19 protein-coding genes are annotated in these 25090 nt (G+C 45.8%); 3 read left to right on the forward strand and 16 right to left on the reverse strand.

Going from position 1 to position 25090, the window contains the following annotated elements; all coding sequences use genetic code 11:
- The first annotated feature begins 112 nt into the window (after positions 1 to 112).
- Positions 113 to 1726, forward strand: coding sequence for a sensor domain-containing diguanylate cyclase (locus MHH49_RS01805; RefSeq protein WP_341137842.1), 1614 nt, complete (start codon positions 113 to 115; stop codon positions 1724 to 1726).
- Between the two features lie 63 nt (positions 1727 to 1789).
- On the opposite strand, the gene pulA is transcribed toward MHH49_RS01805, so the two are convergent.
- From pulA to MHH49_RS01860, 11 genes are all read right to left on the reverse strand, one after another.
- Positions 1790 to 4177 carry a type I pullulanase gene (gene pulA / locus MHH49_RS01810; protein WP_341137843.1) on the reverse strand — a complete coding sequence of 796 codons (2388 nt, stop codon included), beginning with the start codon at positions 4175 to 4177 and terminating at the stop codon, positions 1790 to 1792.
- A gap of 379 nt (positions 4178 to 4556) precedes the next feature.
- Positions 4557 to 6269, reverse strand: coding sequence for a phosphoenolpyruvate--protein phosphotransferase (gene ptsP, locus MHH49_RS01815; RefSeq protein ID WP_341137844.1), 1713 nt, complete (start codon positions 6267 to 6269; stop codon positions 4557 to 4559).
- Positions 6262 to 6537 carry an HPr family phosphocarrier protein gene (locus MHH49_RS01820; protein ID WP_036683569.1) on the reverse strand — a complete coding sequence of 92 codons (276 nt, stop codon included), beginning with the start codon at positions 6535 to 6537 and terminating at the stop codon, positions 6262 to 6264. The genes ptsP and MHH49_RS01820 overlap by 8 nt, the downstream gene beginning before the upstream one ends.
- A gap of 98 nt (positions 6538 to 6635) precedes the next feature.
- The gene (gene ptsG / locus MHH49_RS01825; RefSeq protein ID WP_036683572.1) at positions 6636 to 8705 is read right to left on the reverse strand and encodes a glucose-specific PTS transporter subunit IIBC; all 2070 of its coding nucleotides are present in this window, start codon (positions 8703 to 8705) and stop codon (positions 6636 to 6638) included.
- A gap of 265 nt (positions 8706 to 8970) precedes the next feature.
- Positions 8971 to 9849, reverse strand: a complete 879-nt coding sequence (glcT, locus tag MHH49_RS01830; RefSeq protein ID WP_036683575.1) for a glucose PTS transporter transcription antiterminator GlcT — start codon at positions 9847 to 9849, stop codon at positions 8971 to 8973.
- A gap of 400 nt (positions 9850 to 10249) precedes the next feature.
- Positions 10250 to 11833: a flotillin family protein gene (locus MHH49_RS01835; protein ID WP_052096883.1), complete on the reverse strand. Its 1584-nt coding sequence runs from the start codon at positions 11831 to 11833 to the stop codon at positions 10250 to 10252.
- Complete coding sequence (locus MHH49_RS01840) at positions 11833 to 12369, reverse strand: hypothetical protein (RefSeq protein ID WP_036683577.1); 537 nt, start codon at positions 12367 to 12369, stop codon at positions 11833 to 11835. The genes MHH49_RS01835 and MHH49_RS01840 overlap by 1 nt, the downstream gene beginning before the upstream one ends.
- A 663-nt stretch (positions 12370 to 13032) precedes the next feature.
- On the reverse strand, positions 13033 to 14196 hold the full coding sequence (locus MHH49_RS01845; protein WP_036680996.1) for an iron-containing alcohol dehydrogenase: 1164 nt from the start codon (positions 14194 to 14196) through the stop codon (positions 13033 to 13035).
- A 163-nt stretch (positions 14197 to 14359) separates the two neighbouring features.
- Positions 14360 to 15940 carry a UDP-glucose--hexose-1-phosphate uridylyltransferase gene (locus tag MHH49_RS01850; protein WP_036680995.1) on the reverse strand — a complete coding sequence of 527 codons (1581 nt, stop codon included), beginning with the start codon at positions 15938 to 15940 and terminating at the stop codon, positions 14360 to 14362.
- A 54-nt stretch (positions 15941 to 15994) separates the two neighbouring features.
- The gene (gene galE, locus MHH49_RS01855) at positions 15995 to 16981 is read right to left on the reverse strand and encodes a UDP-glucose 4-epimerase GalE (RefSeq protein WP_036680993.1); all 987 of its coding nucleotides are present in this window, start codon (positions 16979 to 16981) and stop codon (positions 15995 to 15997) included.
- Between the two features lie 4 nt (positions 16982 to 16985).
- Complete coding sequence (locus MHH49_RS01860) at positions 16986 to 18161, reverse strand: galactokinase (protein ID WP_036680992.1); 1176 nt, start codon at positions 18159 to 18161, stop codon at positions 16986 to 16988.
- A gap of 218 nt (positions 18162 to 18379) precedes the next feature.
- Between MHH49_RS01860 and MHH49_RS01865 the strand changes: the two genes are divergently transcribed.
- Complete coding sequence (locus MHH49_RS01865; RefSeq protein ID WP_036680991.1) at positions 18380 to 19246, forward strand: AraC family transcriptional regulator; 867 nt, start codon at positions 18380 to 18382, stop codon at positions 19244 to 19246.
- 86 nt (positions 19247 to 19332) lie between these two features.
- On the opposite strand, the gene mgrA is transcribed toward MHH49_RS01865, so the two are convergent.
- The 4 genes from mgrA to MHH49_RS01885 form a co-directional block, all read right to left on the reverse strand.
- The gene (gene mgrA / locus MHH49_RS01870; RefSeq protein ID WP_036680989.1) at positions 19333 to 20331 is read right to left on the reverse strand and encodes an L-glyceraldehyde 3-phosphate reductase; all 999 of its coding nucleotides are present in this window, start codon (positions 20329 to 20331) and stop codon (positions 19333 to 19335) included.
- A 107-nt stretch (positions 20332 to 20438) separates the two neighbouring features.
- Positions 20439 to 21179 (reverse strand): NAD-dependent protein deacylase, encoded by a 741-nt coding sequence (locus tag MHH49_RS01875; RefSeq protein WP_036680987.1) that lies wholly within the window; start codon positions 21177 to 21179, stop codon positions 20439 to 20441.
- A gap of 34 nt (positions 21180 to 21213) precedes the next feature.
- Positions 21214 to 21978 carry an HAD family hydrolase gene (locus MHH49_RS01880; RefSeq protein ID WP_036680986.1) on the reverse strand — a complete coding sequence of 255 codons (765 nt, stop codon included), beginning with the start codon at positions 21976 to 21978 and terminating at the stop codon, positions 21214 to 21216.
- Positions 21979 to 22012: 34 nt separating this feature from the next.
- On the reverse strand, positions 22013 to 22756 hold the full coding sequence (locus MHH49_RS01885; RefSeq protein WP_036680984.1) for an alpha/beta hydrolase: 744 nt from the start codon (positions 22754 to 22756) through the stop codon (positions 22013 to 22015).
- 193 nt (positions 22757 to 22949) lie between these two features.
- Here MHH49_RS01885 and MHH49_RS01890 point away from each other — a divergent pair, with 193 nt between their 5' ends.
- Positions 22950 to 23990, forward strand: a complete 1041-nt coding sequence (locus tag MHH49_RS01890; RefSeq protein WP_036680982.1) for an acyltransferase family protein — start codon at positions 22950 to 22952, stop codon at positions 23988 to 23990.
- An 89-nt stretch (positions 23991 to 24079) separates the two neighbouring features.
- Here MHH49_RS01890 and MHH49_RS01895 read toward each other — a convergent pair whose 3' ends face one another.
- On the reverse strand, positions 24080 to 25027 hold the full coding sequence (locus MHH49_RS01895) for an ArsR/SmtB family transcription factor (protein ID WP_036680981.1): 948 nt from the start codon (positions 25025 to 25027) through the stop codon (positions 24080 to 24082).
- Between the last annotated feature and the right edge of the window lie 63 nt (positions 25028 to 25090).

Consider the following 25090-nt stretch of genomic DNA (forward strand, 5'->3'; position numbering starts at 1 on the left):
TTCAAACATCAGTGACTGATTTAAATTACGCCTGACCATAGATTGACTTCTGCAGGTTCTACTTAAGCAGCAATAGATTTACTTAATCATCTTATACAGGGAGAAGATGACTGTGGCAGGGTTCTTCGAATTTAAGGTAACACGCAAACTATTCTATGTCTTCGCTGCAATCTCCGTCCTTCTGGTCGGGATCAGCGTGTCCTCGCTCCTCTATTTAAATCACACTATTAATAGATTGTCAGATTCTCTTTATGATGATATATATCAGAACTCTAAGCTCATACTAAGCGCCGATCGTGATCTGCATCAAGCTGCTGTAGCCTTGCAAATCGCAATGGGTCCAAACCTAACAGCCGCAGAAGGTGAACAGTTCACTAAGGAGTTTATAGATAATAATCTTCAAGCGCAGGAACGAATAAGTCTAGCAAGAGCAAATATCAACGGTATAAAAAAAACTTACAGTGATATGAAACAAAGTGGAATTATCCTTTCCGAATTAAAAAACGAGCTGCGCTCCTTTGAAACTACTATTGTCATGTGGAAAAATTCAGGGCATACGCTAATAACGGAACGGACGAAGAGTAGCTGGAATCCGGATTCATATTCTGCGCTCACCCTAAACTCGCAATTCAATGAAGCTAGAGCATATCTCGATCAAGCAGAGGACTTGATTGGCAACTACGCCTTGCAAGTAACGGACGGTTTTAAGGATAAAAAAAGCGCTTTGTTCTCCCTATATTCGCTCCTCTTACTTGTGTTTCTCCTGGTCATTATTTACCTTGGACGCAAAATCATCTGGCTCCAGAATGAAATGCTGGAAGAACAAACACTTTATCAGCTAATCGGTGAAACCATGTCTGATTTCATTATTTTGACGGATCCTAACGGGTTGATTCTATACGCTTCCCCCTCACACTCCAGTATTCTAGGCTATGTGCCTAAAAAAGGAGATCCGTTATCCAACTACATACGTGAACCGGAGATTGCCTGGGCTAAATTAAAGAGCGTGGTTCAGGGAACCCCGCGCATTTCAGAACTGCGCATGCGCGGAGCAGAAGGCCAATGGGTATGGCTTGAAACTAAGGTGTCACCTGTTCTCGGCAGCCGTAAATTCCCAGCACAATTCATGCTGTTATCTCGAGAAATTACCCAGCGAAAACAATACGAAGAACGACTACATAAGCTAGCCTTCTATGATCATTTAACAGCGATTCCCAACAGGGCTCATTTCAAAATGTATATGGAGAACCTTATCACACAACCCGGAGAACGGAAGCAAAAAATTGCACTGGCCCTGCTGGATTGTGACAGATTCAAGCAGCTAAATGATACCTTAGGCCATCTGGCTGGAGACGAATTTCTTCAGCTCCTCTCCCGTGAACTTCAGCATACAGTCAAAGGAATAGGTCAGGCCTTCCGGATCGGCGGAGATGAATTCGCAGTTGTACTGCATCGATTCACTTCTCCAGAGATGCTTGATGAAACGCTGCAGCGGTTACTTAAACTGTTCAATAAGTCTTGGTCTGTTGATAACGGGTCCAGCTTCCACACCTCCGCGAGTATCGGAGTAGCTTTATTTCCTGAACATGGAAGCAGTATCAATGAACTGCTGCGTGCCGCCGATTTGGCGATGTACCGCTCCAAAGACCATGGTGGCAATAAAGCCAATCTTTACTATGAGCTTGTGGACGAAGAGTTTGCTGACCAGACCATTGTAAAACCATAAAACCAAATAAAAAGCTGTCTCAGGATACAATCAACCCTGAAACAGCTTTTTTTTGTATTGCCACTAACTGCTTAACCGAAGATGATCCTCTGAAATTCCATCAATCTCCTGTTCACGATCCCGGACTAAGACCTTGGTTAACTCTCCATTCGTAGAACAATCAATGAAGCGGTCTCCGTCTCCATCTTTTTCTTCCCAATCATTAAGCCGCAAAATATATCCGATGGATTGGGTATCTGGCAGCACTTCGATGCGGGCTACTGCACGCCCGTTCTCCATATAACGGAAATCGCATTGTCCATCCTGGATTCCTGTATCCCAAACCCAAAGATTCCAGCCTTGGTAATTCCGATCTGGGCGTTCATAGTGTATTTCGATGATTTTAGAGCGTGGGGCTGGCTCACCACATTCATCATAAAGGACCATCATCGACAACCCTTCCACCTCTACCTCATTGCCTTCGATCCTGCGGAGGGCTTCTGTACCTGCATGGGTATGGTCTACTACTATACTCCACCCGTTAGAAATCTCAGTAAGAGCCACCGTCATTCGATCATTATTAGCATTGAAGATAACGGTTATATTGTTCCAAAGATCGCCTCCTGCATGGCCTCTAAGAAGATACGATACTATTCCGCCATCACATCGCAGAAATTCCAACGAACGTTCAATTTCCTGGCGGCCATGCAGACGAAATGCCGGATGTGTGCGCCGCAGCTCGATCAGGCCTTTATAATATTGAAATACGGGCTTAAATACGCTTTTCATATTCCAGCGGATCGAGTTGATCGCGTCACCGCTTCGGTAGCTGTTATGATCTCCAAATTTACTGCGCAGGAGCTCATCTCCAGCATGCAGGAAAGGTATCCCTTGCGATGTCAGAATAATTCCGTTAGCAAGCAAGGAACGACGTACAGTTTCATTACCGAGAATGTTCTCCGGATCTACATTCACGTATGGATTGGCAAGGGCCACTGCATCTTCCAGATCCTCGTTATCCATGTTGGCGATTACCGGAAAATCAGCTTTCTGGCTCCCCCCTTGAACGATAAGCAACTTATCCCATAAATTCAAATTATCATGGGCAGTTACATAGTTCACAGATTCCACAGGCGAGTCCGTAAACTCATGAATTGCTCCTTTAATTCCGGCTGCAATAGCACCTTCTTTGCCGTATTCGCCTGTCACGAACCCTCTTCCGAAGCCATCACTATCCCCTTTGATCGCTGAACGAAAGTTATCGTTGAAGACAGCATAACCCTTGCCCCGTTGTACACCTTTTAGCGTTTTAGTGGCCAGCGGAGAATCTCCACCCGTCCAAGGTTCACCGTAAAGCAACAGATTCGGATTCACTTCTAGACGGAGCTCTTCCGTAATCTCCCGCATGGTAACACTGTCCATCAGACCCATCAGATCAAACCGGAAACCATCGATATGATATTCCGCAGCCCAATAAGATAGGGAGTCCTTAATAAATTTTCGGACCATCGGACGTTCTGTAGCCAGCTCATTGCCAACCCCGGAGCCATTCGACAAACGTCCCATAAAATCGCGGCGATAGAAATAATCTGGGACAAGCGGCTCAAAAGGTCCATTCTCCACAGCATAAGTGTGGTTGTAAACGACATCCATAATTACCGCGATCCCGCGGCTGTGCAAGGCCTGCACCATCTCTTTAAATTCACGGATCCGCAAGCCAGGATTGGCAGGATCGGTGCTGTAAGATCCTTCAGGTACATTATAATGCTGGGGATCATACCCCCAATTGTAGTCCACATTAGCTATGGAGGAACCCCGATTAACCACCTTCAGCTCATCCACGGTCTGAAAATCAAATACCGGCATCAGATGAACATGGGTAATCCCTAATTCAGCCAGATGATCAATCCCCACTGTATTTCCTGCCGGATCCTTTAATCCAAATTCGGTAAATGCTTTGAATTTACCCTTATAATACATACCAGAGCTCTCATGTGAGGAAAAGTCACGAACATGCAGTTCATAAATCACTGCGTCGGCAGGATGCTGTAACGGAGGCGCTACATCCTGATCCCAATGTTCTGGATTCGTATCCTGCAAATTAACGATTGCCGATCTTAAACCATTAGCTGATACGGCTGTTGCATAAGGATCTACTGCTTCTGTCACATTACCATCTGCAAAAACAGCACGGTACATATAATATTTCCCTTTTAGATCACCTGATAACTTGGTCTGCCAGACTCCGCCATTACTACGCTGCATATATACAATTCGACCACTGTCCACAACACTCTTATGTGACTCAGCATTCAGTCGATAACCACCTGTTTCGTACAGGACAAGGGACACAGCAAGAGCCGTAGGTGCCCAGACTTTAAAGACACTGTACTCCGTTGAATACGTCAAGCCTAAATCCTTACCCTCATAGACTTCCATCATCAATTCTGCATTTATATAATTTTTACTCATGAATTAACACCATCCTATGGCTCCCCACCTAACCTGTGGGGTTGCTTATAAGTCCATATATTACCAATTAATTACATATTAATACTTGCACAGCGCTGCAAGTCGGCAAATGGAGTATAAACTTTCTATGGATCCTTACTATTATATGTACGACATATTTATAGGTTTGGGTTCCTTATCGACTTTATGCTCATTACTAATACTATCGGTATAGACATCTGCGCAATAAAGAAAATAAACAGTGAACAGTAAATGAGGTCGAATTAAAGTAAATTATAGATTAAAAAACATAAAAAAGCCGACCTCCAGCCATCGGAAGTCGGCAATAGTAGTTGGAAAACAGTAGAACGCTAAAACGGATTAATGCATGCGTAAAAAGTTACTTAGCGATACTTTGAACAAGTGCAGCTACTTCTTCAGCCGTGCCAAGCTGCAAAGCTTTTGCAGCCAAATCCTTCATGTCGGCAGCCGACAATTTAGAAATTTGACTGCGCGCTGGCAGAATGGAAGTTGCACTCATGCTGAATTCGTCAAGACCAAGACCCAGTAGCAGCGGAATAGCTGTTGCGTCACCAGCCATTTCACCACACATCCCTGTCCATTTACCTTCTGCATGGGCTGCATCAATTACATTTTTGACCAAACGCAGGATGGCTGGATTGTAAGGCTGATACAGGTAAGATACCTGTTCATTCATACGGTCAGCAGCCATTGTATATTGAATAAGATCATTCGTACCGATACTGAAGAAATCAACTTCCTTAGCAAACTGGTCAGCCAGTACAGCAGTTGATGGAATCTCAACCATTATGCCGAGCTGAATGTTGTCTGATACTTCCTTACCTTCTTCCCGAAGCTTAGCTTTCTCTTCGAGCAAAAGATCACGCGCAGCACGGAATTCACCAAGCGTAGCTATCATAGGGAACATAATGCGAAGATCCCCGTGAACACTTGCTCTTAGTAATGCGCGTAGTTGAGTACGGAAAATATCCTGACGATCCAAGCACAGACGGATCGCACGGAAACCAAGGAAAGGATTCATTTCCTTCGGAAGGTCCAGATAAGGCAGCTCTTTATCGCCACCGATATCCAGGGTACGTACGACTACCGGCTTACCCTTCATGTTCTCAAGTACAGTACGGTAGGCGTTATATTGGATTTCCTCAGAAGGCAGCTTATCGCGACCCATGTAAAGGAACTCAGTGCGGTACAGACCTACACCTTCGCCACCATTCTCAATTACACCATTCACATCATTTGGTGTACCAATATTGGCAGCTAGCTCAACATGTTTACCGTCTGCTGATACTGTTGGTTCGTCGCGAAGTTTCTTCCATTCTGCGATTTGCAAGTCGTAAGCTTCCTGCTTGCGAGTGTACTCTTCCACTTCAGCTTCGCTAGGATTGATCAGAACGTCTCCGTTCAGACCATCGACAATCACCAAATCGCCAGAATTCACTTCTGATAGAACCGTTTTAGTTCCAACAACCGCTGGAATTTCCAAAGAACGTGCCATAATTGCAGAGTGAGAAGTCCGTCCACCAATGTTCGTTGTGAAGCCTTTAACGAACTTACGATTAAGCTGTGCTGTATCCGATGGTGTTAGATCTTGAGCAATCACGATTACTTCTTCACTGATTTCTGCAGGACTTACATAATGAATGCCCAGCAGGTGGTTCAGCAAGCGCTTGGTAACATCACGCATGTCAGCTGCACGTTCCTGCAGATAGGCACTCTTCATATTTTCAAACATCTCTATGAATTGCGTAGCCACTTCGTTTAGCGCATAGTCCGCGTTAACCGATTCCTCACGGATTTTATCAATTACAGGATTGATCAGCTCTGGGTCATCAAGAATAAGCAGATGTGATTCGAAAATCTCAGCCTTTTTCTCCCCCAGCTCTGCCAAAGTACGCTCTTTAATCGTTTGCAGCTCCACTCTTGATTTGGCGAGTGCATCATTCAACTTAGCGACTTCTGCTTCAGTATCACTGATACCTGTCTTCGTAATCGTATAATCCGGATGTTTCAGGATAAAAGCACGGGCTACTGCAATCCCTGCTGAAGCCGCGATTCCTGAAATCTTATTCATGGATTTCCCCTAGCCCTTCTTTAATCATTACTTCTTGAAGAGCGTTCAAAGCTTCTGCTTCTTCGCTTCCTTCAGTAATCAAAGACAAAGTATCTCCAGCTTCAAGACCCAATGACAATACGCCAAGAATGGATTTCAAAGTTACTTTTTTACCTTTAGCTTCTGCAAATGCTTCTGTACCTTTGAATTTTGTCGCTGTATTTACCAAGGCAGTTGCTGGACGTGCGTGAATTCCATCTTCATCGACAATTCTGAATGTTTTTTGCATAATATTATCCAACTCGCTTTCTGTTATTAGAGTATTTTAAATTTATAGTGAAAGCTTCGCTTCCTTGTATGAACAAAGAAGCATCGGCCCTTGCACTTTTACTGAATCGTAATGATGTCTTGGTCTCCTATAGAAACCTTACCCGGCTTCTTCAATGTTACAGAAGAGCCTTCTGGTAAATTCGAGAAAATAACAGGTGAGATTACAGAAGGTGCATGTGCTTTTACATACTCTAAATCCACTTCCATAATCGGTTGCCCAGCCGCTACAAGATCGCCTTCTTCAACTAATACCGTGAAGCCTTGACCTTTAAGCTTAACCGTATTAACCCCAATATGAACGAGCACTTCCTTGCCTCCGTCAGACATAATACCGATGGCATGTTTGCTCGGGAACACGTTAAATACCTTACCGTAAACCGGTGAAGCAATTTTCCCATCTTCGGATAGAAACGCGAAGCCGTCGCCCGTCATTTTTTGGGAGAATACTGGATCTGGCACCTCTGTGATATCCAACAATTCACCGTTTACTGGAGATACGATATCTTCCTTGATAATCGCTTCACCAGCTTCACCTGCCTGTTGTTCTTCTTCTGGCTCTGGAGTAACCACTACTGGAGCTGCTGAAGCCGCAGGTGTCTTTCCGTTAATTACATCTTGAATCTGCGATTTAATCGTATCTGAACGTGTGCCAAAAATCGCTTGAACGTTATTACCCACTTCCAGCACACCTGATGCACCAAGTTTCTTAAGACGGTTCTTGTCTACGCCTGCCTTATCTTTAACTTCAACACGAAGGCGGGTAATACAAGCGTCTAGATGAGTGATGTTTTCTTTACCACCTAGAGCGGACAAAATGTTCCGCGGTAGATCATCACCGGCTCTGGAGACAGACTCCGTATTCACTTCTTCTTCTTCATTCGTATCTTCTTCACGACCCGGTGTCATAAGATTGAATTTCCGAATTACAAACCGGAAGCCGAAGTAATAAATTAAGGCAAGGGCCAGACCTACCGGAATAACCAGCCACCAAGCTGTACGGTTCGGGATAATACCGAAGAGCACAAAATCGATAAAACCACCCGAGAATGTCATGCCGATTTTAACATCAAGAATATGCATAGTCATAAAGGACAGACCTGCAAACACAGCATGTACAGCGAACAGCAATGGAGCCACGAATAGGAACGAGAATTCGAGCGGCTCAGTAATCCCTGTCAAGAACGATGTCAATGCCGCGGAAATCATCAAACTTCCGACGATCTTTTTATTCTGAGGTTTAGCTTCATGATAGATAGCCAAAGCCGCTGCTGGAAGACCAAACATCATGAATGGATATTTACCCGTAGTAAATGTCCCTGCTGTGAAGTCTACTCCATCGCGAAGCTGCTGCATGAAGATCCGTTGGTCACCACGTACCAATTCTCCAGCTTTATCAACGTAGGTACCAAATTCATACCAGAATGGAGAGTAGAAAATGTGATGCAGTCCAAAAGGAATGAGCGAACGTTCGATCGTTCCGAAGATAAACGCTGCAAGCGTTTTGTTCGTATCAATCATACTTTGTGACACATAGTTCAGACCATGTTGAATAGGTGGCCATACTATTGTCAGTAACAAGCCCAAGATTAGAGCTGTTACCGCCGTCATAATCGGTACGAAACGTTTACCTGCGAAGAAACCTAGGTAAGAAGGAAGCTCAATTTTGAAGAATCGCTTGTACATGGCCGAAGCCAATATACCGACGAGTATACCTCCAAACACCCCTGTTTGCAGTGTTGGAATCCCTAATACGCTGGCATACGAGAAGTCGCCTTGGCTTAGAACGTAATCATTAACACCAATAACTGTACCCATCGTAATGTTCATTACGAGGAAACCGATAATGGCAGCTAGACCCGCAACACCTTCACCCCCGGCTAAACCTATCGCAACCCCCACCGCGAAGAGTAAGGCTAGATTATCAAATACAATTTGTCCTGAATTCATCAATACGTTGGCAACAGCCTGAACAACATGGTTCTCCAGTGCTGGAACATATTGCAGGAAGTCTGGGTTTACCAGCATGTTTCCTATTCCAAGAAGCAAACCTGCCGCAGGCAGAATAGCTACTGGAAGCATCAGAGCTTTACCAACTCTTTGTAAAACACCAAACAACTTTTTAAACATTTAGGTTACTCCTTTCATTAATTTCACTAAAACAGATGCCAAAAAAGGCATGAGCAACACAGTATAGAAGTTGTAATCTAACGCTATCGTTAGATTGCCCCAAGAAGGGGGTTAACAACCAAAATACTGTAATTCACTCATGCCTGATCGAATCAGTTACACGCTCGATATTCTGTTTTGTTGATGACAGTGAACATTGTAGCATCGTTTTTTTTAAGTAGCAAGCGTTTTTTTTGAAACCATGATTTGTTACAACTTTTGCACTTTAAGGAGCTTCACCATTCTTGTCCATATCTTGTTCGTCCACTTTTTTCTGGGCAATACGCTGCAGGTGAATCGTCAAATAACTTACCTCAGCTTGATACACGGGAATTCGCACACGCTGTTCGATAATTTTTGTTAATTTCCAAGCCAACGAATACATCTCAGGATACTCCCGTTTCATGAGTCCATCCAGGGTTGAGGTCTCTTGTACCGCCTCTCCACGGCGTAATCTTTCTAGAACAAATCGCAGATGGGTTACCAGTCTTGAGTAATCAAGTGAATCCCGTGGGATTCGATAGTCCAGATAATTCTCGACTAACCCAACCAGCTCTCCAATCAAGAGAGAATGTTGTCTAACCTCGGAAATTTGCCTATTACTAAGTGCGCTGACAATATGAAGAGCCACAAAACCTATCTCATCCACCGGCAATTCCACGCCCATAGCCTCATTGATCCGTCCAATCGCATATTCTGCCATCTTATATTCCTCAGGATAAATCTCCTTAGTTTCATACAAAAATGGATTATGAATTGGGATATCTTGTTCAAAACGACGGATAGCAAAAGAAATATGGTCGGTAAGTGCAATGTGAATATGCTCATTAAGCGGCTGACGGTTACAATGCATAATATGTAATACTATTTCTTGAACGACCTCAATCAACTTCTCATCCACTTGGGGAAGAAGCTGTTTATATTGTTCCTGCTCCTCCTGGCTACGAAGAATAAACATCTTCTCCACGGAGGATAGATTAATCTGATCACGCAGCTTGCGGTTAAACCCTATCCCTTTACCGATAACTACAACCTCAGAATATTGAGGATGCTGGGCAATGATAACGTTGTTATTTAACACCTTCGCCACTGTTATGCTACTCATTTTTGACACCTCTTTTATTTCTAAACACCTAACTTCCAGCAGCATTCGCAATAAGAAATCGTACGATAAATACAAGCTTTGCTACCATCATAACACCAAGAATTGCATATTAGAAGAACACTCTGTGTCCTTACTAAGCTAGTAGATCAGAGTGAACAGCCTTAAAGGCTTTTATTTTACCTGAAAAAATCTTTAAACACCAGTGAAAGCGACGATGTCCATTTATACAATAATTCCCATGGTATTTCGATAAGCTATAAGCTTCATCAAAAATCACCTGTAAACGCAGGAGCTTTTTATCATGTTGTCTGATTTAGATCAAAACATAAAGATTAAGGTATGACCAGCAGCTTTGCCAGTCATACCTTAAGTAAATTAAATCAATATAATTTGCATTAAACTATTTTTCCTTTTGTTCAGGCAGAGAAGTTAAAGTCTCGCTGGCTGCACTGGATGTTACTGATGGCTGAATATAAGTTGCAGGGGCAACTGGTGCGGTTGGTGTAACTGATGCTCCTTTGCTTCCGGAAGCTTTAGTGGTCAGCCCCTTGATCAGTGCCTCTACATCAATCCCTGAGACGCTCTTCAGCATCTCTGGAGCGGTGGACATTAGCTGAGTCACATAATTGCTGACCCGGGCTGCACCTTCCCCATTACCGGTATCTACAACGGTAAGTTTATCAATAGATGCCAGCGGCTTCGCAATTTGGCCAGCCAAATCAGGCAGCATTTTGACGATGATGTCGAGCACCGCTGCTTCGCCGAATTTCTGGAAAGCTTCCGCCAGTTTCTCTTTTGCTTCTGCTTCCGCTAGACCGCGCAACCGGATAACCTCAGCATCCGCTGTACCTTTAGCCAGCTCTGCATCCGCCATCGCTTGACCTTCAAGACGCTTCTGCTCAGATGTCGCTTTTGCTTGCGTTTCAATACTATATTGCAAGGCATCTGCCTCACGCATTCTCTTCGCCTTATCGGCTTCCGCCGCTTGCTCTACTGCATAACGATCCGCTTCTGCTTTTTTCTTCACTTCAGCATCATACTGCTTCTCGCGAACTTGAATTTCTTTGGCTTGCAAATCGATTTCACGTTCCTTACGTACCAGCTCAACCTTCATCTGTTCTTCAACAACGGTCTGCTTTGCACGTGCCTCTTGAATATGATAAGCCTGGTCGGCTTCCGCTTTCGCTGTATCCTGATCCCGTTTAAACGCAGCCACCTTAAGCTGGTTTTCCTTAGAGGCTTCGGCAATATTCGTATCCCGCAGCAGCTCAGCTTTTTGCCCTTGCTCTTCTGCGTTTGCCTTTTGAATTCTCGCATCCCGCACTGCTTCTGCTTCAGCGATCTCTGCATCCCGCTTCACAGCAGCTATCCGCGGTTTACCCAGTGCCTCTAGATATCCATGTTTGTCTCGCACATCCTTGATGGTAAAGGAAACAATTTGCAGACCCATTTTCTTAAGATCACGTGCCGCCACGCCTTGAACCTCTTGCGCAAAGCGGTCACGGTTACGATATACTTCCTCAACGGTCATCGAACCGAGAATGGCCCGCAGATGACCTTCAAGAACTTCTTGTGCTTCGCTCTTCAGTGCTTCAATCGGTTTGCCCATAAATTGCTCAGCAGCTGTCGCCACATCTTCCGTTGAGCTACCCACTTTAATGATCGCTACGCCGTCGGCAATAACCGGAACCCCTTGTTCGGTGTATACTTCCGGGGTCGTCACATCGAGTTTATGAGAAAGAAGCGACATAAATTCAGCCTTCTGAAAGACTGGGAGTATAAAGGCACCGCCCCCGCGTACAATCTTTATTTTACGACCAGAACCATCGTCTGAAATATGATTTTTCCCTAAGAACGACCCCGTTACGATCATCCCTTCATCGGGTCCAACCGTTTTGTAACGTGCCCAGAATGCGATACCTAGCACAAACAAAACAGCAACGACAACAGCAGGGACTAACAAATACTCAGGAATACCGAACATTAAAGATCCACTCCTCTTCTCTTTTCGAATTCTGACACCAATGCAACGCCTTCTCTAACCTCCACTACAACAACTTTAATCCCTGCCGGAAGCAGCTCATGATCAAAGCTTGCTGCCGTATGCAGGCTATTGCCGGCGCCAAACTTTACCATAATCTCACCATAACCAGTGGCGGGAACAGGAATTGTGATTTCCCCGATCTTACCAGGCAGATCACTCATTGAGAAACCATTGGACATTTCGCTTTTTTCCATGGGCTTAACCACCCCTAGATACATAAGTACTCCCAAAAAAGCGGCGGCTAACAAAGACAAAGCAATGATCGCCCCAGCTTCCAGAGCGCTGTACCGGGTTAGAAGAATGCCCGCTCCGCCGAACACGGTTATTCCTCCTGCCAGCACGGTGGGATTCAGAAAATCTACAGATACGAAATCAAAGGCCCCATGCAAGGCATCTCCGATCACATCGCCCACCAGGACGCTGACTATGGCAAATATGACGCCTAGCGCCAAGCAGCCTAAATACAGCGTTTGCATTTTTATTTCCTCCTGTCTTCAATCAGGACTGTCATATTACATTAAACGTACAAAGTAGGTCCTTGGTTTCACAATCTTTGGATATTCACCCAAATAAGTTCCATTCAGAGGATAAGCATACGCACATTGACACTGTTTTATTACATACGATGGGGTTGTTCTCAAAGCCGTCCAATAGTTGCTGAGGCGCTGATTTTTGTTGGAAAGTTACTTAATCTAAACAGCAAAATTTGTAGTGTCTCTGGTGTCCGAAAACTTGCTCAAAAGGCTGAAAATTCGTAAATAACGTCAGCTGGGACCGTAAGACTCCCGAGGACGGTCGACGGATTAGATTACGGGTGCGAACAGTGATTGATGAGGTGCGGCCAACTGCAGTGAGGTACGGTCAACGGCATTGAGGTGCGATCAGCGGCAGTGAGGCGCGGTCAGCGGCAGCGGAGGCGCGGGCAGCGGCAGCGGAGTTTACGGTCAGAAGCATAGGAGGCGCAGTCGGCGGTAGCGGAACTTGGGACGTGGGCGAGTGAAGTTGTGCAAGAGGAGCAAGTCACACTAGACCATAAACACAAAAAAGCGGATCCTCCATTAACGGAGGATCCGCTTCTTTGACATTCTATTGCGGCTTCTTGAATAAAGACAAATGGTCTCTTTCCGTAGAAGAGTTACTTACAAAGCCATTTTATAAATCTCAACTACATCTTCACGCTCAAGCTTGCGGAAATTACCAAACGCTCCGAAACGAACAGCCTTGTCAGCCATACTGCCGATCTCGCTGTCATCAATATCATAATCACCAAGTGTCTTCGGAGCACCGATGGAATCCCAGAAATTACGCAGAGCCTCGATACCCTCCAACCCGATTTCTTCATCAGTCTTGCCAGCAGGATCAACTCCGAACACATTTACCGCAAGCTTGCGGAAACGTGCAGGGTTTGTGCTGAGGTTATATTTCATCCATTGCGGGAACAAAATCGCCAAACCTCCGCCATGCGGAATATCGTATACAGCCGATACTGCATGCTCGATATTATGAGTCGCCCAATCTCCGGCAAAACCCATGCTGACCATTCCGTTAAGCGCCATCGTACCGCAGTACATGATGGTCTCACGCAGCTCGTAGTTATTCAGATCTTCGATAAGCTTCGGCGCGGTTTCAATTACAGTGCGCAGCAAAGTTTCACAGAAACCGTCTTGTACCGGTGTATTGCCGTCTGTATGGAAATAGTGCTCCAGAACATGTGACATGATATCCACCATGCCATAAACGGTCTGATCACGTGGCAGAGAAAAAGTGTTCTCTGGATCAAGAATCGAAAATGCCGGGTAGGCATGCACGCTGCCCCAGCCCATTTTTTCCTTAGTAACCTCGTTTGTGATTACGGAGCCGTTATTCATTTCAGATCCCGTAGCAGCCATTGTCAGCACTGTGCCCAGTGGAAGCGCGTCTTGGGCCGCTGCTTTACGCTCTACAAAGTCCCACATATCACCATCATATTTCGCTCCAACAGCAACAGCTTTTGCGCAGTCCAATACGCTTCCGCCCCCTACTGCGAGAACAAGGTCAATATTATGCTCCCGGCACAGCTCTACGCCTTTATGTACTGTGGAAAGACGTGGATTGGGTTCTACTCCAGAGAGTTCAGTCACTGTAGCGCCTATTGAACTCAGCTCAGCAACTACTTTATCGTACAAACCGCTACGCTTGATACTGCCGCCACCGTACATCAAAAGCACATTTTTACCGTACTTAGGAACCTCCGTCTTCAAGGCTTCAAGGGTACCCTGTCCAAAAATCAGCTTGGTAGGATTATAAAATTCAAATTTACGCATATGTGTAAACCTCCAGTAGTTAATTCATAATGTCTTACTCCTTCGTATTATAAACCTCTGGTTACCCGCATTCAAATTAGGTGGCTGGATTTCGTCATTCCGAATAAAAAAAGATGCCCCAAGCCCATAGGCTTGAGGACATCCTTAAATCTAAATTCACTTACTACAAAGCACCGAAGCTAGTTACAAAACGGCGGAAAGCCGCTTGACCTTCTGGAGTCCGTTTGTAAACGCCAGCGTGTTCAAGAATATGCGTAAACTTGATGCCAACTTCGTTCTGCACAATCTTGAGCGCTTCCTCGTGTTGCAGTGCAGTTCCGAATCGCTCCACCAGCTCCTGAATCCAAGCCGCATGCTGCGCAAGAGAATGACTAGGGTCATTCTTCACCGCTTCTAACAGCGCTTGATCTCCTGCAAGAATACCTGCGATGGAATCAAGTTCTTCCTTCAAACGGCCCGGAAGAATCGCCAGTCCCATAACTTCAATCAAGCCGATGTTTTCTTTTTTGATATGATGCATTTCCCGGTGTGGATGAAAAATCCCTTCAGGATATTGCTCATTAGTTCGGTTATTCCGCAGCACAAGATCCATCTCGAAGCTGCCGTCCTCGGCCCGGCGGACGATAGGAGTAACGGTATTATGAGGTTGTACTTCACCGTCAACCTCACTAAAGGCTAGCACTTCCGCCTCTGGATCGCTGTAGGCTTTCCAAGCTTCATAAAGCGCATTTCCGCATTCCAGTAGAACCGCAGGATCTTCACCATTTAAGCGCAATACGGACATCGGCCATTTTACGATATTAATGCTGACACCCGGATAAGAAGCATGTGTAAATGTATCTTCCTTAGGCGCTTTTTGAATCGGGAACGTGTGGCGTCCGCCCTGAAAATGGTCATGCGTCAGAATAGAGCCGCCAACAATCGGCAAGTCTGCATTTGAGCCAATAAAATAATGCGGAAATGATTCCACGAAGCTAAGCAGCCGCTTCAAGGTATCCTTGGTAAGCTTCATTGGCACATGATCATGATGGAATACAATGCAGTGCTCATTGTAATAAACATATGGCGAGTATTGGAAGAACCATTTTTCATTATTCAGGTTAAGCGGAATGATACGCAGGTTCTGGCGCGGCGGATGATTGATCCGTCCGGCATAACCTACATTCTCACGGCACAGCAGACATTTCGGATAGACTGGCGGCGGGAGCAGCCGAGCCATCGCAATTTCCTTCGGATTTTTCTCAGGCTTGGACAAATTGATCGTCATTTCAATGTCTCCGTACGGCGAATCCTGCAGCCAGTAGACATTCTTGGAGATCCGATCCATCCGAATATAGTTCGAATCAATGCTCAATTTATAAAAACGGTCTGTAGCCGCGGAGATGCCTTTTTCAGCAGTCAGACTATAGAATTCAGCATTTACATCCGAAGGACGGGCCATGAGAAGTCCCATAATCTTGGCGTCCAGCAAGTCACGGTAAGTGTCACTATTCTCTGGGATCAATCCGATTTCAAAACCATAATCAATCAGTGCATCGAGTGGAGCCTGCGGCCCTTCCAATGCACTTTGATCGATGTCACCTACAAGCGGCTCACTGAAACCAAACTGTTCGAGCAGCACATTACGGCTATAATCTTCATCGGATGGAGCTATAAGCTGCTGGCGCAGTGCGAACAGAACAAGCTGCTCAATCGCATGTAATGCTTTCTGGCCAGCAGGCGTAATCTTATTCTCGTTGTGCATTTTAATTCTCCTTAAGTAGGGTCTCAAGTTCAAGATAAGCTAACCTAAAGTCCCTTATTCTCCGTATCCTTGCGGATTGGCAGAGTGCCAGTTCCATGCACTTTGAATGATATCTTCCAAATCTGCATGCTGCGGGTTCCATCCAAGGACGCTACGCGCTTTGTCGGAGGAAGCTACCAGCACAGCAGGATCGCCGGCACGGCGTTCTTGAATGACTACAGGAATTTCAAGTCCAGTAACCTTCTTCGCCGTTTCAATCACCTGTTTTACCGAGAATCCAAGTCCATTACCCAGGTTGAAAATATTGCTGCTGCTTCCGCTGCGCAGGTAAGTTACCGCACGGACATGGGCGTCAGCCAGATCGCTGACATGGATGTAGTCGCGCACACAAGTACCGTCTTCTGTAGGATAGTCATCTCCGAAAACAGCGATACTGTCACGTTGCTTCAAAGCCGTTTGCAATACCAGCGGCACCAAATGACTTTCTGGACGATGGTCTTCACCGATTTTGCCACTGGCATGTGCGCCAGCTGCATTGAAGTAACGCAATGCTACATATTTGATGCCCAGTACTTTATCAAACCAAGCCATCATCCGTTCCATGGTCAGCTTAGTTTCTCCATACACATTGGCCGGTTCAGTGCGATCTGTTTCTTCAATCGGCACCTTTTCCGGTTCGCCGTAGGTTGCAGCTGTGGACGAGAATACGATCTTGTTTACGCCAGCTTTTTGCATAGCTTCCAAAAGACACTGTGTACCATATACATTGTTGTCGTAATATTTTACAGGGTCCTTCATGCTTTCTCCGACCAGCGAGCTTGCGGCAAAATGGATAACCGCTTCAATCTCATTTTCAGCGAACAGCTTACCCAGCAGTTCTTTATCACGCAGATCACCTTCGTACAGCTTGCCACCCAGCAACGCCTCACGATGCCCTGTTAGCAGATTGTCGATGACCACCACTTCTTCGCCACGATCCAGCAGCTCCGCTACAGTATGAGACCCAATATACCCTGCTCCACCTGTTACTAAAATCGCCATCTGATTACACTCCCTTCAATTCTTGGACACCATTACCGATGCCGCAAACGTAGAACTCGCCAACCAAACCAGATCTTGTGGTATAGGCTTCACCAACTTCACGAATAAAACGTTCTATATCATCTTCATGTACCAAAGATACTGTACAACCTCCGAAACCCGCGCCAGTCATACGGGAACCGAGTGTACCTGGGATACGTCCAGCTTCTTCAACCATAATATCAAGCTCTGCACAGCTAACTTCATACAAATCGCGCAAGGACGCATGCGAATCATTCATGAACTGTCCAAACTGCTTCAGATCATTGTTTTTTAATACCTCAACGGAATCCAGCACGCGTTGATTCTCTTCCACGACATGGCGAGCGCGGCGTCTTACAATTTCGTCTGTGATTTTATCTTGATGTGCTTCGAACTGTTCACGATTGAGCTGTGCCAGATAAGCTAGCGAAGGCACTTCTTTTTGCAAAATAGCCAATGCTTCATCACACTGCTGACGACGTTCATTGTACTTGGAATCTACAAGCCCTCTGCGTTTGTTCGTGTTGCCGATAACCAATTTGTATGAACCTGTGATGAATGGTACCAAATTGTACTCAAGTGTGTCGCACATCAGCAGGATTGCATGATCGCGTTTGCCGTTAGCAACTGCGAACTGATCCATAATTCCGGAGTTTACACCTACGTACTGATTCTCCGCACGCTGGGACAAAAGTGCAATCTCAACAGTGTCTGTATCGCCGCCTTCGAGAGTCAGGAACGCATAAGCAGTAACGACTTCAAGAGATGCCGAGGAGGACAAGCCTGCTCCATTCGGAATATCGCCATGGAACAGCAGATCGTACCCTTTGGATACCGGGGTGCTTTTCTTATCCAGCTCAACCATTACCCCAATCGGATAGTCAATCCATTCACCAGTTTTGGACTTGCCAATTTCGCTATAATCAATAGAAGCTTCGTAAGGAAAATTAGTCGATGCAAAATTCACTTTGCTGTCACTACGTGGACGCACAATCAGCGTTGTACCGAATTCCAAAGCTGCGGGAAGTACATATCCGCCGTTATAATCCAAGTGCTCTCCGATGAGATTGACACGACCTGGTGCATAAAACACCTTAGCCTCTTCCTCGCTCACCCCATATTTTTCAATAAATTTGTTGTTAAGTTCCTGCATGCTCATTAATACCACTCCATCCTTTCGCTGCTTCAGCCAGTGGGAATTAGTAAAGCGTTCTTTATGTACTCATTATAATAGATTCACTCATCCTCTGATAATGCAATCATGTGTGTAATGTATGGATAAATGTGACTTCCCATAATATAATAATTACATATATTACTGTTACTCTCTAAACTATAATCCATTAAATGACATTAACACAAGAAAGGCTGTCCCAAATGGAGCATACTTATTCCGTAGGATCCAATCCCGTGTATTACGATAAACAGAACCTTCATGTACTGTTTGCCGGCCAGAGTCAGACACTGCCCATGCATCAAGCTGGACCCAAGATCTATGATTATTATTTGCTGCATTTCATAGAATCTGGCTCGGGTGTTTTCCGTACAGAACATCATAAATATGAGTTGGGTAAAGGAGACTGCTTCTTGATCCATCCGGGACAATTAGTCAGTTACGTCTCTGATAAAGATCAGCCCTGGTGCTATCGCTGGGCAGCATTTACTGGCAGCGAAGCTGACGATCTGGTGCTGCAGACGGGGTTCACACCACAACAACCCGTGGTGACCACAACAGGTGAAAGCCTCATTCCAGGTGCCCTGTCCAGCATCATGCAAGCCTTCAACGCCAACAAAGAAAGTGCCCATCTGACTTCGCTTGGGTATCTCTATCTCATTGTCGGCGAGGCAGCTGATTTGCTCTCTTCCTTCTCCCGTCTTCCCGGAACAGAATCACAGGTTAAGCGTACTGTGAAGCAAATGATCCACTATATGGCTTCTCAATATGCGCACCCGGTCTCTATTGAACAAATGTGTGATACGCTGGGTTATAATCGAGCCTACCTGTCCCGTGTATTTAAGCAAGAGACCGGATTATCTCCGGTGACCTACTTGCTGAAGCTGCGTATTGAAAAGTCCAGACAGCTGCTGCGTGAACGACCGGAGCTGTCCGTGGAACAGGTAGCAGCATCCGTGGGGCTCACCGATGCTTTATACTTCTCTCGCCAATTCAAACGGTTTTGTGCCCAGTCACCGACGGCTTACCGGATGACTACAACGAGACAAGCAGAGAAACCTGAACGTTAGTTTGACCTTTAATTTATAAATCCACCTTACAACAACAGCCCGTCTTCCTTAACTTAAGGAACCGGGCTGTTACTGTGTTCAATACGCTATAGTTCTGTCTTTAGAATCGTTTCAATCCGCTCTAACTCCTCTGGACTGAAATCAGGCTTAGCTAAAGCAGCTATATTCTCTTCAATCTGATCCACTCTGCTTGCTCCAATTAGGGCAGAAGTAACCTTGCCCCCCCGGAGTGTCCAAGCCAGTGCAAACTGAGCCAGACTCTGTCCTCGCGAAACTGCAAGCTGATTAAGTGCGCGAATCCTCCGCTGCACCTCCGGTGTAATCCGGCTCTCATTCAAGGCGGCAGACGGCTTGGCAGCCCTTGATCCCTCTGGAATACCATTCAAGTATTTGTTGGTTAACAAACCTTCAGCCAGGGGTGTAAAAGCGATGCTCCCTACACCACTTTGTTCCAGTACATCCTGTAAGCCGCCCTCAATCCAACGATCGAGCATAGAATAACTAGGCTGATGGATTAAGAGCGGTGTGCCCAGGCTTTTTAGAATGCTGAGGGCTTCAGCCGTCTGCTCCGCATTATAGTTGGATAGTCCTATATATAAAGCTTTGCCAGAACGTACCGCATAATCCAGCGCCTGCATGGTTTCTTCAAGCGGTGTTTCCGGGTCTGGACGATGAGAGTAATAAATATCAACATAATCTAGGCCTAGCCGTTTCAGGCTCTGATCCAGACTAGCCAGCATATATTTACGCGAACCCCATTCGCCATAAGGGCCGGGCCACATGTTATACCCTGCTTTTGTAGAGATCACTATTTCATCACGATAAGGAAACATATCATTGGCGAGAACTTTACCGAACAGCTCTTCTGCTGAACCAGCTGGTGGACCATAGTTGTTGGCCAGATCAAAATGGGTAATTCCAAGATCAAAAGCACGAGTGATCATTTCTCTGCCGTTCTCGTAATTATCGATCCCACCAAAATTCTGCCATAATCCTAATGAGATTGCTGGGAGCTTGAGACCTGAGTTCCCGCAACGATTATAACGCATGTTGTCATACCGTTTATCGTCTGCTACATATACCATTGCTTATCCCTGCCTCTCATTACACGCTGTTGTGAGCCTACCTTATCTTTAAACTTCTGAGCGTAATAATAATCTGGCAAGAGAAACCAAAGGACAGCTTTTTCCTACTAGCCTAATAGATCCTTGACACTGCCCATTACTTTTCCAATTCGATCTGTAATCAGCAGATCTGCCCGGTCATCATAAGGTGTGGGATCTCCGTTCAGCAGCACCGTACGTTTGCCCCGGAAATAAGTCACCAGACTAGCCGCAGGCTGAACCGTTAGCGAGGTTCCGCCAATAATAAGCATATCTGCAGAGGCAATCGCAGCGACAGAGCCCATAAGCACGGAATGATCCAATTCTTCTTCATATAAAACCACATCCGGCTTGATAATTCCGCCACATTCCGGGCAGCGAGGAACGATCTCAGTCATTTCCAGCAGTTGATCCAGCCCGTAATACCGTGAGCAGTCCATACAATAGTTGCGATGGATCGAACCATGCAGCTCAAGTACACTACGGCTACCCGCCTGCTGGTGCAGGCCGTCAATATTTTGCGTAATCACCGCCTTCAGCTTCCCCTGCTGTTCCAATTCCGCTAGTAGCTGGTGCGCACCATTCGGACGGGCCTCTGGATGAATCATTTTACTGCGGTAAAAATCAAAAAAAATGTCCGGTGAGGACATGAAAAAAGTGCGGCTCAGCATCACTTCAGGTGGATAAGGTGAATTGTGCTGAGTTTGATATAATCCAGCTGCGGAGCGGAAATCGGGAATTCCACTCTCTGTCGACGTACCCGCCCCTCCGAAAAAAACGATGTTGTCACTTTCTTTGATCCAAGAAGCAAGTGTCTGCAATTGATCCATGCTAAGTAGCACATCCTTTCCTTTTATTAGCTGATCAGTAAGTGATCCGAAGCTCATTAAAACCGGAAATGATTACATCTGCGTCTATAAGGTGCTCCCCATCACCACTGGCGGAAATCCCAATTGCGAGGCGAAGCCCTGCACCTTTACCTAATTGCATATCGGCATTACTGTCCCCAATAATAATCGTCTCTTCAGGCGAAAGCCCTAGCTCCCGGCAGGCCAATTCAGCCATTTCAGGAGCGGGTTTTCCGTTTTTTACCCTGTCCCTAGTAACTACCGAATCAAAATAGCCTGCCACATTAAGCCATTCCAAATGCTCACCGGTGGTCTTTGCCCCGTCGGAGGTAACCACGCCAAGCTTAAGGGATGCCGCAGAGCATTGCTCCAAAAAAGAATGAAGTCCCGCTAAAGGCTGTGCCATACGGCGTCGGCGTAATTCATACATCGCGTTTTTAGTTATGCTTTTCACACGGGTCAGCGCTTCATTCCAAGGAACTCCTGCTGCATATAGCTGCCACGCGAGTACACCGTAACTTTCTTCCTCTGTAGCCATAGTAAGCGGCCCCGCCGGGTCGTACCCTATTAACTTCCCTTGCGGATCATGTTGCGTACCCAGCACCTTGCTGCGCTCTACAATAAATCCCGCTCCCATGATCGCTAGTTGATCTTCCAGTCCGCGCAGTACAAGCTCCGCCCAATTCCCCCAGGTGGCTAATAGATCGAGTAATGTCCCGTCTTTATCAAACAATATTCCAGAGCAGGGAACGCATTCATCGTTAATGTGTAATACTGGCATGAATTGTTTCCTCCCTCTGTTGAATGACCCGTAACTACCTCAAATTTCCCAGCCAATCCAACAGGGCACTTACTGTGCGACCCTGCTGCTCTTGCTCGGATATTGTGGCTTCGCCGTCCCCCTTCTGAGGCCCGTAGCTGCCAAATTGCGCATGATTCCCACCTACAATTGAACTATAAACTGTATTATCTGGCAGATAGGAGCGCCCTTTGTTGTAGCTGTCTCTGTCAATCACTTGATCCTCAGTACCCACAACCGATAACACTGACAAAGTAGTCTCTCGTAGACTGCCCTTTTCATCTGGATAAGAGGCTAAGAAAAATACACCTTCCAGCTGGTCCGTATGCTCAATTGCGTAACGTGAGGCCATGACACCCCCAAGTGAATGTCCACCCAGCACAAAAGATTGCTTCGGATGTACACGAATAATCTCTTCTGCGGCATCCCCCTTCGTTACGGCTAAATTAAACGGCATTTTGGCGATGTAGAAGGGATGCCCTGCAGCAGCGACGCTCTTCGCAAGAGGGGAGTAAGCTTCCGGTTTAACCAAAGCCCCAGGATAAAATATAATCGAGGCGCCTTTAGTAATGGAAGGTTCAAACGAAATCCAATTATCATTCTGTTCGACGGTAACTCCACCACTTGAAATCAGTGCGGTTTCGGCTTCTTGAGCCGGTGCATATGGCGTTAAATACTTCCATAACAGCAACCCGGCTACAACTAAAATAATCAATACAAAAATAGCGACGCGACGCTTAGTTATTCTTCTCTTCAACATGTTCCACTCCCAGATGTTAATGCATATAAAAATTATAGTGGAATCCCTCTATTCTAACAACCTTCAACACATCGCCACATTTCGCACACATGATAACGCTTTCTATTGTGACTTAATTCACAATTAAATCAAAGAAAATCTAGTATTTTAAAATTAAATTAATTTGCATACAGCATAATTTGGAGGCTAAATCATGGTAGGGGAAAACTCGCTGGAAACGCGCGGAGAAACCTTTTTTCTCAACCTGCGTTTTATGCTTATTATCACTGTTTTTGCCGGTAATGCAATTGAACCTCTGATTAACAAAATGAGTGGAATACACGGATTATATATGTGGATTTTCAGCTTTCACATGCCACTATTCGTACTTGTGACCGGCTATTTCGCCAGAAAAAGCCTTGCCGGAACTACCGGCCGCAAAATGCTGCTGCAAATTGGATTGCAATACCTCATTTTTCAAAGCTTATATTCCGCACTCGACGTTTCCCTCTTTCATGTAAGCAACATCCAGCATTCCATTTTCGCACCCTATCTGCTCCTATGGTTTCTGGCCAGTCATGCCTGCTGGCGCCTCCTGATGCTCGGAATGAGCAGATGGTCAATAACCGCTAAGCTCCTCTTCGCTGTAACAGCGGGGGTGGCTGTGGGATATCTCCAGCTGGACGGTGTATGGTTTAGCATCAGCCGTACCTTTGTATATTTGCCTTTTTTCATTATCGGCTATCATTTCTCCTTCGAAACCTTCGTCAAGCTCTATCAGAAATATATCAAAATCTTTGCAGCAGCAGCCTCCGTTCTACTCCTTGCCATCATGGCTACATGGGGAGCAGGATTTCCCTTTGGCTGGTTATATGGCAACATGACCTATATGCAGCTTGATGCCAATGTATGGTATGCAGGCGTATACCGCCTGGGACTGTACGGACTACAAATTGTCGCTTCACTCGCTTTCCTCGGTCTTGTACCTTACGGAGCGAGCCGCATGACCGACTGGGGACGCCGCACGTTGTATGTCTTCCTGCTTCATGGTTTTATCGTTCGTCTGGCTGCCGTTTCTGGGATTTACACCTATATTGGCAATGCTGCTGGGGCAGTAGTCCTGCTGCTCACCGCCGTATTATTCACCGTATTGCTGGCTCAGCCGTCAGTTAAACGGCTCTTTCACCCGCTGGTTGAGCCGTCCGTTGACTGGATGATCACCCTTCAGCGTGCCGCCCTACGCCGCACACTCTGATTTTACATCCAGAACAAACAAAGCAAGGCGGTTCCCTGGATACGAAGATTCGTTTCCGAGGCACCGCCTTGCTTTATCCATCTCCTAAGCTAAAGTTCTACTTCATCCTGGTCCATGGTATATTTCACCTTCATCATAATATGTTGTTCATAATCGCCAAACTGACGCCCGAACAGGTTAAGTCCGCCTTGATGAACTGCATCGGGATTGATTCCAATGCGCAGCCGCAATTTGGGGCTCCGGTTAATCAGAAGATCATTTAAGGAAACATTCGACACCTTCTCCATATCAAGTGTCGTCTTTTCATGGTCAACACGCCAGGTCTTGAGAAACCCGTATTGTGTGGATCCATCCCACCACCAGTTCGGATTCAGCTTGCCCCGCCGGTCACCGAAATCACCGGGACTGGTCCACATGCCAATCTCCGATCCATTCACCCACACGGAAATGTTCGAAGGCCAGTTCTGGTCATAATTCGGAGCTTCCGAACAGATCTCCATGGATAATTCCAGCGATTCAATTTGTGCTCCGGAGGGGATATCCATAGGCAGCAAATATTCCAGGAATCCTTTGCGGAGCCAGATCAGCTGAGCGTTGACATGTTTAGGGTGATAAAAGCTCGACGGTTCATCTTCTTTGATAATAAGACCCTCGCTATTAGCCATTCCGCAAGTAGGAGATACCTCACAGTCGCTATAATGACCGATCGGCATCTCTACTTCATAGACATGAGTTAATCCCTTTGGCATCGGCTCTTTTAAATTCAAGGCAATATGAAGATCATCATAATTCCGGCTGCAAACTTTCATCGCCCCGCGTGAAGCCGGAAGCAATTCTGTATGAATTAACTCTGCTGCTTCTAATACTTTAATATTGCTTGCTACCGTCGACACTGGAAGCTTCAGCCTCTCAGCGATTTCAATAATATTTAAGTTTTTGGAGTTTAAGAGCCGAAGTATATCAACCCTAGAACGGGTTGATAAAGCATGCGTTACTGTGACTAATTTTTCCGGGTCGTTTAAGCTAAGTTCCAGCACAAATCAGCTCTCCTTGTATCCTAATAATTATCCTAATCTTACTTCTTAATGAGATGAAAAACA

Source organism: Paenibacillus sp. FSL F4-0122, from assembly GCF_038002845.1.
Lineage (GTDB): Bacteria > Bacillota > Bacilli > Paenibacillales > Paenibacillaceae > Paenibacillus_AQ > Paenibacillus_AQ odorifer.